A 14648-nucleotide genomic window follows, 5' to 3' on the forward strand; every position below is an offset into this window, starting at 1 on the left:
TTTATAATGAACATTTTAGGCGCATTAGTTGCTTACTGCTTCTTTCCCAAAAAACCGTCACTTAATATTCAAAAAGTCAAAACAAACCAACTTTTTCTAACCGCCGCTTAACCCGAATTCACGTTAAATTAGTAAATGTATTTTCAACCAGTGGCGGGCAATTGCGCCGCCATTGGTTTTTTTAATATCTGCCCTTCCATATACCATTGAAACCATTTGACTTTTATATGAAACCCATTCTAGTATTTCTCTTCGCTGGCACCGTGCTACTTTGTGGTTCCTGTAAAAAGAGTAATAAACTTTTCCAGCTGATAACTTCGGATCAATCAGGCATTGATTTCAACAACAGGATTATAGAGAACGATTCGATCAATCCGATCAGCCTGATCAATGTTTACAATGGAGGCGGTGTGGGTGTGGGTGATTTCAATAATGACGGATTGCAGGATATCTATTTCACCGGCAATATGGTGTCTAATAAACTGTACCTGAACAAAGGCAAAATGCAGTTTGAAGACATTACGGCGAGTGCGGGAGTGAGTGGTGACGGAAAATGGTGCAGGGGAGTGGCCGTGATCGATATCAATAACGATGGGTGGATGGATATGTACGTGTGCGCGTCCGTGTATGGCGACCCGGAGAAAAGGAAAAACCTGCTGTACATTAATCAGGGTAAGACTGAAAACGGGTCTGTTACCTTTAAAGAATCAGCGGCTGCATACGGGCTCGACGATACTTCACATACGACCATGGCGAGTTTTTTTGACTATGATAATGATGGTGATCTGGATGTGTATCTGGTTGTCAATCAAATGCTTCCAAGAGTAGATCCCTCTACTTTTAAAGTCAAAATTACCGACGGCTCGTTCCCAAGTACCGGGCGACTTTACCGAAACGACTTCGATAAAGCCTTAAATCATCCGGTATTTGCAAATGTGACCATTGAAGCCGGACTGACCATAGAAGGTTACGGGCATAGCGTGAATGTGACGGATATTAACCAGGATGGCTGGAAGGATATTTTCGTGAGCAATGATTTTATCTCAAACGATCTTTTGTATATCAATAACCATGACGGCACGTTCACCGATAAGGCTGCGTCGTACTTCAAGCATACTTCCGCGAATGGAATGGGGCAGGATGTGATCGATATTAACAATGACGGGCTGTCGGATATTGTGGAATTGGACATGAACCCGGAGGATAATTACCGCAAGAAAATGATGCTGGGGCCTGGTAGTTACCAAAGCTTTCAGCTCAATGATTTTTATAAATATCAATACCAATACGTAAGAAACACGATCCAGCTGAACCAGGGGCCGAGGGTAAATGCAAACGACTCGATAGGCGACCCGATTTTCAGTGAAGCGGGTTACATTTCCGGCATTTCTGCAACTGATTGGAGCTGGACACCGCTTGTGGCGGATTTTGATAATGATGGGTTAAGGGACCTGGTCGTGACCAATGGTTTTCCGAAGGATGTGACCGATCACGATTTTATGACCTACCGGCTGGAAGCAGCGCCAGTAACTCCGCAATCAGAAACCTTACGACAAATACCAGAGGTGAAGCTGCATAATTATGCATTTAAAAATGCAGGAGAATGCGCATTCACGGATGTTTCCGACAGCTGGGGCCTCACTGCGAACAGCTTTGCGAATGGTGGCGCCTATGCGGACCTGGATAACGATGGCGATCTGGATATGGTTGTGAATAATATCAATGATGCGGCCTCGCTCTATGAAAATACGATGATGGACGAGAAGCCTGCTGACAAGCATTACCTGACCGTACAACTTGCGGGTGATTCACTGAACCGGAACGGAATGGGTGCATGGGTCGAGCTGTATTACCCGGGCGGGCATCAGGCGTATGAGCAGACACCTTACCGTGGTTACCTGTCATCCGTTCAGCTGAACCCCTATTTTGGCCTTGGAGCAGTATCGGTGATCGATTCGCTGGTTGTCAAATGGCCTGACGGCGGCAAGCAGCTGATGACCAAGGTAAAAGCAGATCAGACCGTGAAGGTTAGTAAAACAGGTGCCCACGAAAAGTATGACTGGAATCGTCCCGCTATGGTACAAAACAGCTTGTTTCGGGAGATAACATCTTCACTCGGCGTACAATACGTACACACACAAATGGACCAAATTGATTTTACCATTCAAAAATTACTTCCTCACAAACTTTCCGAATATGGCCCATCACTGGCTGCCGGAGATCTGAATGCGGATGGATTGGATGATATTGTGGTCGGAGGTAGTTCTGCGTCCGGTACTGCCGTGCTCATGCAACAGTTGAATGGCTCATTTACACAAAAATCGATTGTACCGCCAGGTGCGGACCCTAATGTGTATTATCAGGATATGGGAATGCTGTTGTTCGACGCAGATCGCGACGGTGATCAGGATCTTTACATTGCGCGCGGTGGGTACAATGCCAAATCCGAGACGTCAGCTTACCGCGATCAGTTTTACGTCAATGACGGTAAAGGGAATTTTGCATTGGATAGTCTGGCTTTTCCGAAGAATTTCACGAGCAAGTCATGTGTCAGGGCTGCGGATTATGATAAGGATGGCGATTTGGATTTGTTCGTTGGCGGCAGGGTAGAACCATGGAATTATCCCAAACCCGTTTCCAGCTTCATTTACAGGAATGACTCGAAGAATGGCAAAGCCAGGTTTACGGATGTTACCAAGCAGGTAGCAAGTGAGTTAGGCAGCATTGGATTGGTCTGTGACGCTGTTTTTAGTGATTTTGATAATGACGGCTGGCAGGACCTGGTGCTGACTGGTGAATGGATGCCTGTTACTTTTTTCAAAAATGATAAAGGCACATTCAAAAATGTGACTGCTTCAACCGGTGTTTCGAATCAGAAAGGATGGTGGAACAGTCTGACAACCGGTGATTTTGATAACGATGGCGATACGGATTATATCGTCGGGAATCTTGGCCGGAATTCGTTCTTTCAGGCGACGGAACAACATCCGGTCTCCATTTATGCCAAAGATTTTGATAATAACGGCAGTTACGACGCCTTTCCTTCCCTGTACATTCGGACTAGTCAGGAGGATCCTGCCTGGAAAGAATATCCGGCACATATGCGGGACGACGCAGTTAAGCAGATGATCGGGATGCGGGCGAAATTTCAAAACTATAAAACGTACGCCAATGCTACCATGGACAAGCTTTTCACGAGCGAGCAGCTGGAAGGCGCGTTGGTATTGAAGGCCAGTAACCTCAGTTCAAGTTACTGCCGGAATGATGGTGGCGGCAAATTTACATTAACGCCTTTGCCGTTTACAGCGCAATTGTCCGCATTGAATGGCATGATCACCGATGACTTTGATGGCGATGGTAACCTCGACCTGATTGCAAATACGAATGATTACGGAACCGACGTCAGCATAGGACGATACGATGCATTGAATGGCCTGATACTGAAAGGCGACGGCAAAGGGAATTTTGTAGCCAAATCGATTCTTGAAAGTGGCATTTTCATCCCGGGTAATGGAAAAGCACTCGTGAAACTGAGAGGAAAAGGTGGGCGATACCTGGCGGCAGCGGGTCAAAACAGGGGGCCTTTGAAGATGTTTGAGTTGAAACAGCGCACCAATAATGTGCCTCTGAAACCGGGCGATCTGCGTGCTAATATCACATTCATCGATGGTAGAGAACAGAAAATGGAGGTAAATTACGGCTCCTCATTCCTTTCACAATCAGCCAGATTTCTCAGTATCGGAAAAACTGTAAAGTCAGTATCTATTACCGAAAGTACCGGCGAAATAAGAAGAATCGATTTTTGATGCGGTTGCCCGTGAACCCACTAGAAAAGAGAATATGAAGATATCAGGAAAATCGTGCTGTGTTTCGATCATTTTGTTGAGTTTGATCATAGGCTGTACGCGAAAAAACACATTCAATCCGGATGATCCGGAGATATTGCACCAAAACCAGGACATGCTTACGCAGGTTATCATTTACGACGTATTTTCGCCGCCGGTGGCAGCCCGCATTTACGTCTATTCCTCCCTTGCATCCTATGAAGCTGTGCGTTTTGCGAAAAAAGGAAGTCCATCGATTACGGATAAACTTAATGGATTTGGTAAGATGCCGCAGCCTGTAAACGGCAAAACCTACAATTATACATTAGCCGCTACCAAAGCGTTTTTTACTGTCGTGAGGATGGTGAAGGTGTTTTCGGTCGACTCCCTGAGCGCCTATGAAGAGTCTGTCTACCATAATTTCAAGGAAAACCTCGACGATTCAACTTATCAGCGGTCTGTTGCTTTTGGGGATACGATCGGTAAAACCATCCTTGCCCGGGCGAAGATAGATGGCTATATCAAATCACGCGGCAAGCCCAAATACCTCGGCAGCGCTGATCCCGGCAAATGGAGACCTACTCCGCCCGATTATCTGGATGGCGTGGAATGGTGCTGGAACGAGATGCTGCCTATGGCGCTCGACTCAGCGTCGCAATTTATGCCACCCCGGCCGCCGACATTCAGCAAGGATACCAACAGCGCGTTTTACAAGGAAGCGAAGGAGGTTTTTACGTTAGGGAAGAATTTAACCGAAAAGCAGATTGAGATTGCGCGCTACTGGGATGATAATCCTTTTGTAACCGAGCATTCGGGGCACCTGACCGTGGGTAAAAAGAAGATCACCCCGGGCGGTCACTGGATGGGTATTGCGGCCATTGCGGCAAAGCAAACCAAGGCAGATCAGGTTAAAACGGCTCAGGGATATGCTTTTACGGCCATTGCGTTGTTTGATGCATTCATTGCATGCTGGGATGAGAAATACCGGAGCAGCGTGGTCAGGCCGGTGACAGTCATCAACGAAATGATCAGCCGGGATTTTGTACCCTTTTTGCAAACACCACCATTCCCGGAGTACCCTAGCGGGCATAGCGGCATTACCGCGTCCGCATCCACGGTGCTTGCGCACTTGTACGGGGGCAGTTTCTCATTCCAGGACACGAGCGATCTCAGGTACATAGGTATGCAGCGGCATTTCAACTCATTTCAAGAAGCTGCGGCGGAAGCATCTATCAGTCGCTTGTACGGAGGGATTCATTATCGGCAAGGTGTGGAAGAAGGTGCCAAGCAAGGGAAGAAAGTCGGGAATCATATTATTGATAAACTTCAATGAGGCCGTACCATACTAATTGGTAAATCTACTTGCTTACATGTATGTACATTACATACATGTAAGAACCAATTAAGTGATTTACTTGCCATTGGCCCATTGAGTTTTGGATTAGCTAAAAATGATTTTCTGCTTTGTTTGATAAGTTATATAGTTGATTATAAGTGAATTGTATCGTTTTTGTCACATTTTTTTAATATCATAATTAACACAATTTCTTGTAAGTTAATGATATGTTAGTATATTTGAACATATAATACAAAGTACGAAAATTGGCAATTTGATAACGCTTTCATGATGAGTCTCGGGTTGGATATCGGCGGAAGTCACGTGACAGCAAGTGTCATTGAAACGTCGGCTACTGGCAAGCAGCCCCTGCGTTTGGTGAGAAAGGATATCAATAGTTTCGACACTGCTTTTAATATTATTGAAGCCATCAGTAATTGTATCATCGAAATATTGAATGATGGGACTTTGGTCGCCGAAGTCGGTATCGCATTTCCTGGTCCCTTCGATTACCAAAAAGGTGTGAGTACCATTCGCAATGTGGGCGGGAAGTTTGAATTCACTTTTGGCATTCACCTGAAACAGGCTTTGAAAGATGCCACTGGCCTACGCGATACATTGTTTCGGTTTTCAAATGATGCACATTGTTTTGCTGCCGGAGCTTATGCCCGTGCCGGTCTGAGTAGCAAACGGACTGTTTTTCTCACCTTAGGTACCGGTTTCGGATCGGCATTTATGGAAAATGGGCGACTGCTTATGCATCACCCCGCGCTGCCAGCGATAGGGGCATTTTATAACGAACCGTTTTTGACTTCCAGCGCCGACGACTATTTTTCAACGCGGTGGTTTCATAGCGCATACAGGCAGGCCACGGGTTGCGAGATTGCAGGTGTGCGGGAGCTGGCCGAGCTGGATAATGAGATATCAAAGCGTATTTTTAATGAATTCGGTGCTAATCTGGGCTTGTTCCTGTTGTCCTGGCTTGAAAAGTTTGAATGTGACGAACTGGTAATTGGAGGGAATATTTCCAGGGCCAATACATTGTTTATAGCCTCATTAAGAGAACAGTTAGCCCCATTGGGTAGCAATCTAAATATCATTTTTTGCGAAGACACTGAGGAATGCATTTTAACAGGCGCGGCTCATCTGGCGAAACTGGAAAATAGTAGTGTCAATGACGACTTCACCGACGTGAGCAATGCTCTGGAATTCAACATTAGTTCAGTTGCGGAGCAGTTATGCGATAAAAAAATCGGCCTGATTGACGGCGTTGGAATAGAATCCTGGGAGAATGTCCGGAGGCAACTACATCATGCGTTGAATAAAAAAGGCAAGCGCGTTTTTTGGTATGATATCAATGCTTGTCTGAAATCTGGCATTGATCACAGCGAAATGCTGATAGACGGATCAGGTAATCTGTCGCAGTTTTTTGACGAACAGAAGATCAGCATGTTGCACCCTGACGAGGCGGTCGATTTGTGCATTGTATATGGCACGGGAGCGGCTTTAAGTAAATGGAAAGGAGAATTGGTTAACCTGAACCTGGTCCAAAAGCAAATGTTGCACGAGGGGCTGGGCTGATACCGAAGTTTAAACTAATGATATCTTGGAAACAAAGCAGGTGAAACATTTTATCTCTCTGATCACGCTCATTGCGGCACTGGGAGGCTTCCTATTTGGATTTGATATGGCGGTAGTGAGCGGTATCATCGAACCGGTGAGGGCGCAATACGGCTTGTCAGCTCCTGAGGAAGGTTTGTTTGTGTCATTTGCGTTATTGGGTTGTATCGCGGGGGTTGCTTTCTCAGGTTACCTGAGCGACAAAATAGGAAGGAAAAAAGTCCTGTTTGTAGCGGCTATTTTGTTCCTGATCAGTGCTGTTGGATTCTCGTTGTCCAGCTCATATACGGTCCTTATTGTTTTTCGAATACTTGCCGGTGTCGGCGTGGGGGTAGCTTCTAATGTGTCCCCGCTCTATATTTCTGAAATTGCACCTGCCTCAAAAAGGGGAGGGTTAGTGACTTTTTACCAGCTTGCCATCACCATTGGTGTACTCGCTGCTTACACCAGCAATTTGTTTTTGCAACGATATGCGGTCGCGCAAGCCGGAACAGGTAGTGGATTGATTCATTGGTTGTTTGTAGAACAGGTTTGGCGGGGTATGTTCTTTGTGAGCGTAATCCCCGCATCTCTGTTTTGCTTTTTGCTAATGATCGTGCCGGAAAGTCCGCGCTGGTTGGTGAAGAATGGACGCGATGCAGAAGCATTGGATGTTTTGGTCAAAATAAGTGGTGAGGAAGAGGGGCATTTCGAGCTAGGAGCGATCAAGGAGGTCGCTGCTCAAAAGTCAGGCGGTATCAAGGAACTGATGAGGTTCCCGTTGCGCGGATTGCTGGTGATGACGATGGTTTTGACTGCATTATCGCAATTCAGCGGTATCAACGGAGTGATTTTTTATGGTCCCACGATTTTGAAATCGGCTGGGATCGTTACCAGTGACGCATTGCTGTACCAGGTAATGCTGGGAACGGCGAGTATGCTTTTTACACTCATTGCTATCTGGAAGGTTGATACCTGGGGCCGCAGGTCGCTTTATTTAATTGGGTCGTTCTGGGCGGCAGTCGCGCTGGCCTTGACTGGCATTTGTTTTATGTACAATGTCAACGGGTGGGGTATGCTGCTGTGTATCATGCTGTTTCTCCTGTTTTTTGCATTTTCCCTGGGGCCATTGAAATTCGTCATCGCGACTGAAGTTTTTCCGATGCATATCAGGGGGACGGCATTATCTATCTGCATCATGACGATGTGGGTATCTGACTGGATCGTTAACCTTTTATTTCCAATCATGCGGGATGGGCTGGGTATCGCCAATACTTTTTTCGTGTTCTCCTTTTTCTGCGTCTGCTCGTATGTTTATGCCAAAATAAACTTGTTTGAAACGAAAGGAAAGAGACTGGAAGAGATCGAGCAGCTTTTGAATTCGGGTAGTATCAGTAACGAAATAAAGGTTTGAAAGTAGGAGCTAACATAGTATCATAAATTGGTAATCTGTAACTAACTCAATGGACTAATTTGCAATAAATTTGTATAATTTCCTTGTCTTTCAAAGGTGCATAAGCTTGTATTTTAAGTATTGTCTTTGGCTGTATTTTGTTTTATTTAACAATAAGTTGATTATGAATTTAATATGTCGGGTTGTGTGATAGCGTGGTTGTCCGGGGTGAACTGCCGGAGTTACTGGTAGTATGTTAGCGTGTATTGTGAGTTTTTGCTCAGTTTTAGTGATTGATAAATGAAAAAGCAGCTTTTATTTTTAGCCATATTATCTGGCGCGGTAGCCTTTCTGGTAGTGTCTTGTTTTCAAAAGAACGGGACATTGCAGACCAAATCGGGCAATGATCCTGTGAGTTATAATTTTGACATTCGTCCGATCCTGTCCGACAAATGCTATGCATGTCATGGGCCGGACGCGAAGAAGCGGGAAGCAGGGCTGAGGCTCGACGTTGCGGAAAGTGCTTATGCCAAGTTAAAAGATGGAAAAGGCTTCGCCATTTTTCCGGGCAAACCGGAGCAGTCGGAACTTTATAAAAGGATTACTTCCGTAGACCCGGAATACCAGATGCCGACTCCTGAGTCGCATTTGGGACTTTTGAATGAAAATGAAATCGGGTTAGTGAAAAAGTGGATCGAGCAGGGTGCTAAGTACGAAAAGCACTGGGCGTTTACTGCGCCGGTATTGCCGGCCGTGCCTGAGGTGTCTGATAAAGATTGGTCCAAAAACGAAATCGACCATTTTGTGTTGCAGAAAATGGAAGGTGCGGAACTGACACCTAACGAGGAAGCGGATAAGAGCCATTTGCTGAAAAGAGCGGCACTGGATCTGACGGGCTTGCCACCGACGCTGGAAATGCAAAAGAAATTTGAAGCCGACGGAAGCGATAAAGCGTACGAAAAGATTGTAGATGAATTGCTTGCTCAAAAGACTTATGGCGAGAAAATGGCGGTTTATTGGCTCGACGTAGCCCGGTATGCCGATTCATATGGTTACCAGGATGATGAGTACCGTACGCAGTGGCCGTGGCGGGACTGGCTGATCAATGCTTTCAACAAAAATATGTCGTATGATCAGTTTTTGTCATGGCAAATAGCGGGGGATATGCTGCCAAATGCAAACAAAGAGCAGATTCTGGCCACTGCATTTTTCCGGAACCACAAATACACCGAAGAAGGTGGGGTAATCCCTGAGGAATACCGGATTGAATATAACATTGATAAAACCAAAACTTTCAGTACCGGGGTTTTGGGGCTGACCGTAGAATGCGCCCAATGCCACGATCACAAGTATGACCCCATTTCGCAGGAAGATTATTACCGCATGTTCGCGTTTTTTAACAACTCGAAAGAGCAGGGTTTTGAAGGCGACATTTCCCGGACAAAGCTTGCTAAAAACCCGGTCATGACGATTTCTGATGAAGAGGCAAAAACATTGTTATCATTCATCAACAGGCCGGATACCAGTCGGCTGATGGTGTCTGTGATGGGCGATCTGGACACACTCAGGCCTACGCATATTCTCAATAGGGGCGTGTATGACGCGCCTGGCAGGGTGGTAACCGCATCGGCGCTACCTGCGGTCATGAAATTTGATACCCTCAAACTTCCGCAAAACAGGCTCGGCCTTGCCAAATGGACGACAAGCAAAAGTAATCCATTGACGGCGCGGGTTTTTGTGAACCAGATCTGGCAGGAATTCTTCGGTCGGGGCATTGTAAAAAGTACAGGTGATTTCGGAATGCAGGGCGAGCTACCTACGAACCCGGCATTACTCGACTGGCTTGCGGTGGATTTTATGAACCACGGTTGGGACATTAAAAGATTAGTAAAACAAATCGTGACATCGGCTACCTACCGGCAGTCGGCCAAGGTAACGGACGAAAAGCTCAAAGCCGATCCTGACAATATTTACCTTTCCCACGGCCCGCGTTACCGCTTGCCAGCGGAGCTGGTCCGGGATATGGTGTTATCTACAAGCGGGCTGCTAAATCCGAAAATAGGTGGACCCAGCGTAAAGCCTTACCAGCCAAAAGGGCTTTGGGAAGCGGCAACTTCGGGTCGTGGCACCTTGCGCACCTACCAGCAGGACAGGGGCGAAGCATTGTACCGCCGGGGCATGTACACGTTCATTAAACTGACGGTACCACCGCCTTCGATGATCATTTTCGATGCCAGTAACCGTGACCATTGCGAGATCAAACGCTCCAAAACCAACACGCCTTTGCAGGCATTGGTGATGCTGAATGACCCGACGGTGCTGGAAGCGTCCCGTGTACTCGCCGAACGAACAGTAGTAAAATCCACCGACGTGGAAGCCAATATCAGAGCATCGTTTCAGCGGATTGTCTGCCGGCAGCCGACCGATAAGGAAATGAAACTGCTGACGGATTATTATAATAGCGAAGTTTCGATGTTTTTGAAGGATAAGAAACACGCATTCAAAGTGTTGAATGTGGGTGAATATCCGCACGAAACGAAAACGAACGAGGTACAGGCAGCTGCGCTGATGCGGGTGATCAATGCGCTGTATAATATGGAAGAGACGATTACAAAAAGTTAGTACGGCGGTCGGCTTTCGGCTATCAGTTACATGCTGATACTTTGAGAGAAAGCGATTGGGAGTATTTAGGTAAAGAATAGACATTAATTATTTTAAAAGTTGAAGGCCAATGGCCGACAGCTGATAGCCAATAAAAACATGGAAAAGCCAATATTTGATTTTGGAATGAATACCACACGCAGGCACTTCCTGTCCAAACTAAGCCTTGGACTTGGAAGCGCGGCCCTGGGATCGCTACTTATACCGGATCTTTTTAAAGGTGGTGGCGGAGACGGCGATGTGGAAGCGCTGATGGCCGGTTTGCCGCATTTTGCACCAAAGGCCAAACGTGTTATTTACCTTTTCCAGAACGGGGCGCCGTCGCAGCTGGATTTGTTTGACTACAAACCCATGCTGAACAAAATGCATGGTCAAGACCTGCCGGAATCGATCCGGGGTACCCAGCGGTTAACGGGAATGACGGCCAATCAGGCCAAATTCCCTTTGGCGGGTTCGGTATTTAACTTCAAGCAGCACGGTAAGAGTGGCGCGTGGATGAGTGAGCTGCTGCCGCATATGGCGAGTATTGCGGATGATCTTTGCATTATCAAAACCCTGAACACAGAAGCGATCAACCACGACCCTGCCCTTACATTCTTTCAAACGGGTGCGCAGGTGGGCAACCGACCTAGTTTTGGGTCCTGGCTGAGCTATGGTTTAGGAAGTGAAAACCAGAACCTTCCCGGTTTCTGCGTGTTGTTGTCGCGCGGAAAAGGGAATGGTCAGGGTGTATATTCAAAATTATGGACAAATGGATTTTTAGATTCCGTTCACCAGGGCGTACAGTTCAGCAGCGGCGAAAACCCGGTTTTGTATCTCAATGATCCTGACGGAATGGACCGCACGCAGCGCCGTACCATGCTCGATAAGGTCGCTGAGCTGAATCAGGGAACGTATAATGAGTTTGGTGACCCCGAAATCACAGCCAAAGTACAGCAGTACGAAATGGCATTTCGTATGCAGACTGCTGTCCCGGAAATAACTGACATGACCAAGGAGCCCGAATCGATTGTGAAAATGTACGGCCCGGAATGCTTGGTACCAGGTACTTATGCTGCCAACTGCCTTTTGGCGCGAAAACTTTCCGAGCAGGGCGTACGGTTTGTACAGCTGTACCACCAGGGCTGGGACAGCCACGGCGGGCTACCAACTGAGATCAAAGGACAATGTATGGATGTGGACCAGGCATCGGCTGCATTGATCACGGATCTGAAACAACGCGGCCTGCTGGATGAAACACTGGTGATATGGGGTGGGGAATTCGGGCGGACCAACTATTGCCAGGGAACGCTGACCAAAGATAATTATGGTCGCGACCATCACCCGAGGGCGTTTACTGTCTGGATGGCAGGTGGCGGCGTGAAGCCCGGCATTGTGTACGGCGAAACCGATGAATTTGGATACAACATCGTAAAAGATCCTGTCCATGTTCATGATTTCCATGCTACGATACTCAATCAGCTTGGTCTGGACCATGAAAAACTCGTTTTCAAACATCAGGGACGCCGTTACCGCCTCACGGACGTAGCAGGTAAGTTGGTGAAAGGGATAATTGCTTAACGTGACAAATAAAACAAATGCCACAAATACACGAATTGACACGAATTATTCGTGTGCATTTGTGTATTCGTGGCAAGTATAAATCAAGAATTAACCTCTAATACAGTGCGCAGATATTTGTCAGATTGGAAAGGGCTGATTTACAATTTAGCCTTCTTCCTGAACGGGTTACTCGTATTTCTTTTGCTTTTTGAAAGCCGCTTTACCGTCCCGATCTGGATGCAGGCGGTGGGAAGAATGCACCCTTTGGTTTTACACTTTCCTTTGGTTGTGTTAATACTGTATAGTTTGTGGGTAGTGGTCGTCGAAAAGCCCGAATCCACCCGCTGGAATGCGGAACTGGCCGACAGTTTACTGATCATTGGTACGCTTACTGCGGTGGTTGCGGCATTTTCAGGTTTCATTTTGTCCAAAGAAGATGGTTACGAATCTGATACATTACAGTGGCATAAATGGCTGGGGATCGCTATTTCACTGACCAGTGTTATCTGGTATGGATCGCGAAAGTATCTAGAACCGTGGAAGTTAACTTCGAAAGTAGTTGCGGCTTCGTTTTTGGTTTTACTTTTTGTCGGAGGTCATTTGGGTGGGAACCTGACGCATGGTGAGGACTTTTTGATTTCACCGCTGGGACCATCCGAGGACGAAAGCCCTAAGGTCGCTTTTGAAGAAGCCAAGGTTTTCAATGATCTGGTTAGGCCTGTACTCGAACAAAAATGCCTCTCTTGCCACAATGAGGAAAAAGCCAAAGGAGGTTTGCAGATCCAGACGCAGGCATTGCTTACCAAAGGGGGTAAAGGAGGAATACTTTGGGATACCACCAAAGCCGATCTCGGCGTTCTGATCAGCAGGTTGCATTTACCATTGGACGACAAAAAACACATGCCGCCACGTGGAAAAGTGCAGCTGACTGAGGAAGAGATAGTGCTGCTGGCCGCATGGGTCAAAGGCGGGTCGCGTTTTGACCAGCTGGTGAGCTCGTTATCTCCGCAAAATCCGGTATATGCTTATGCGCAAAATGTATTAGGCGGTGACCGGACAGAAGAACAATACGATTTCAGTGCTGCCGATGCGGACGAGGTCAAAAAACTGAACACTACTTACCGACTGATCAAACCATTGTCAGCCGAGTCGCCGGCATTGTTTGTGAATTTTTATAACCGAGCCAATTTCAAAAGCGAAGATATTGAGGGATTAATGCCGTTGAAAGGACAGATCGTTTCGATGGATTTGAGTAAAATGCCTTTGAAAGATGAAGACCTTAAAACACTGGCCAATTTTCCCGAACTCCGCAAGCTGATCCTGAACTTCACCGATATTTCAGGCGCGACATTGGGCGAGCTGAAAAAACTAAAAAACCTTCGCGAGCTTTCGCTAAGTGGTACTGCGGTCAAAATGGCGCACATGAAATCGTTGGAAGGTATACCATCTTTGAAAAGGGTGTATATATGGAGTACCGGTCTGAGCACACAGGAGCTGGCGTCCTTGAAGAAAGGACAGAAAATTACATTTGAAACCGGTTTCCGGAGCGATACGCTGATCCTTGCACTCAATGCGCCGATCATTGTAACTGAAAATCAACTCGTTGCCAACAACGGAACGGTGGCCCTAAAACATCAGATCGCCGGTACCATCATTCGATATACCCTGGACGGCACCGAGCCCGACAGCGCGAAATCGTTGGTTTACGATAAACCGATTCCTATCACCAAAAACGTAGACCTGAAAGCGAAAGCGTTCAAAACCGGATGGTACGGCAGCAGCGGTGTGGATAAATATTTCTTCAAAGCAGGCTACCATATTGACAGTGTACAATTGATCACACCGGTGGACCAGCGCTACAAAGCCAAGGGCGCGTCCTCGATTTCCGATGGGAAGGTAGGAGATACAGAGCGGGTTAGCGGGAATTGGCTGGGTTATGTCGAAAATGACTTTCAAAGCTATTTGTTCTTCAAAAAACCCGTCAAGGCGGCCAATGTTACCCTTAGCATGCTTCGGAACCTCGGAAGCTCTATTTTTCCTCCTACCAGGATTGAAGTATGGGGAGGTGCAAATGAAAAGTCGCTTAAACTGCTCAAAGTAATCACCGAGACAGTACCTGCGAAGGATATGGCCGGTGCCCAGAACCTGGTTTATGAAGCCTCATTCGAACCTCAGGAGCTGAGCTGCATTAAAGTAATAGCCAAGCCACTGGCCAAATTACCGGAGTGGCATGCAGGCAAGGGGCAAAAGGCCTGGGTGTTTGTGGACGAGGTGCTTGTGAATTAAATAATCC

The 14648-nt window shown here is 46.8% G+C and carries 7 protein-coding genes; all 7 read left to right on the plus strand.

What is annotated here, in order from left to right:
* Window positions 1–227: 227 nt before the first annotated feature.
* The 7 genes from ABIO93_RS06990 (at window position 228) to ABIO93_RS07020 (ending at window position 14641) form a co-directional block, all read left to right on the plus strand.
* Complete coding sequence (locus ABIO93_RS06990) at window positions 228–3806, plus strand: VCBS repeat-containing protein (RefSeq protein ID WP_348065853.1); 3579 nt, start codon at window positions 228–230, stop codon at window positions 3804–3806.
* 34 nt (window positions 3807–3840) lie between these two features.
* Window positions 3841–5157 (plus strand): vanadium-dependent haloperoxidase, encoded by a 1317-nt coding sequence (locus tag ABIO93_RS06995; protein WP_348065855.1) that lies wholly within the window; start codon window positions 3841–3843, stop codon window positions 5155–5157.
* Window positions 5158–5448: 291 nt separating this feature from the next.
* Window positions 5449–6741 (plus strand): ROK family protein, encoded by a 1293-nt coding sequence (locus ABIO93_RS07000; RefSeq protein ID WP_348065857.1) that lies wholly within the window; start codon window positions 5449–5451, stop codon window positions 6739–6741.
* 25 nt (window positions 6742–6766) lie between these two features.
* Window positions 6767–8173 (plus strand): sugar porter family MFS transporter, encoded by a 1407-nt coding sequence (locus tag ABIO93_RS07005; RefSeq protein WP_348065859.1) that lies wholly within the window; start codon window positions 6767–6769, stop codon window positions 8171–8173.
* 279 nt (window positions 8174–8452) lie between these two features.
* Complete coding sequence (locus ABIO93_RS07010; RefSeq protein ID WP_348065861.1) at window positions 8453–10774, plus strand: PSD1 and planctomycete cytochrome C domain-containing protein; 2322 nt, start codon at window positions 8453–8455, stop codon at window positions 10772–10774.
* Between the two features lie 138 nt (window positions 10775–10912).
* Window positions 10913–12373 carry a DUF1501 domain-containing protein gene (locus ABIO93_RS07015; RefSeq protein WP_348065863.1) on the plus strand — a complete coding sequence of 487 codons (1461 nt, stop codon included), beginning with the start codon at window positions 10913–10915 and terminating at the stop codon, window positions 12371–12373.
* 105 nt (window positions 12374–12478) lie between these two features.
* Complete coding sequence (locus tag ABIO93_RS07020; RefSeq protein WP_348065865.1) at window positions 12479–14641, plus strand: chitobiase/beta-hexosaminidase C-terminal domain-containing protein; 2163 nt, start codon at window positions 12479–12481, stop codon at window positions 14639–14641.
* Window positions 14642–14648: the final 7 nt, after the last annotated feature.

The organism is Dyadobacter sp. (genome assembly GCF_039919315.1).
Taxonomy (GTDB): domain Bacteria; phylum Bacteroidota; class Bacteroidia; order Cytophagales; family Spirosomataceae; genus Dyadobacter.

Bases quoted from the DNA above. Each gene is read 5' to 3' on its own strand.
- ABIO93_RS07015 (WP_348065863.1), top strand. From the start codon at position 10,913: ATGGAAAAGCCAATATTTGATTTTGGAATGAATACCACACGCAGGCAC.
- ABIO93_RS07000 (WP_348065857.1), top strand. From the start codon at position 5,449: ATGATGAGTCTCGGGTTGGATATCGGCGGAAGTCACGTGACAGCAAGT.
- ABIO93_RS06990 (WP_348065853.1), top strand. From the start codon at position 228: ATGAAACCCATTCTAGTATTTCTCTTCGCTGGCACCGTGCTACTTTGT.
- ABIO93_RS07010 (WP_348065861.1), top strand. From the start codon at position 8,453: ATGAAAAAGCAGCTTTTATTTTTAGCCATATTATCTGGCGCGGTAGCC.
- ABIO93_RS06995 (WP_348065855.1), top strand. From the start codon at position 3,841: ATGAAGATATCAGGAAAATCGTGCTGTGTTTCGATCATTTTGTTGAGT.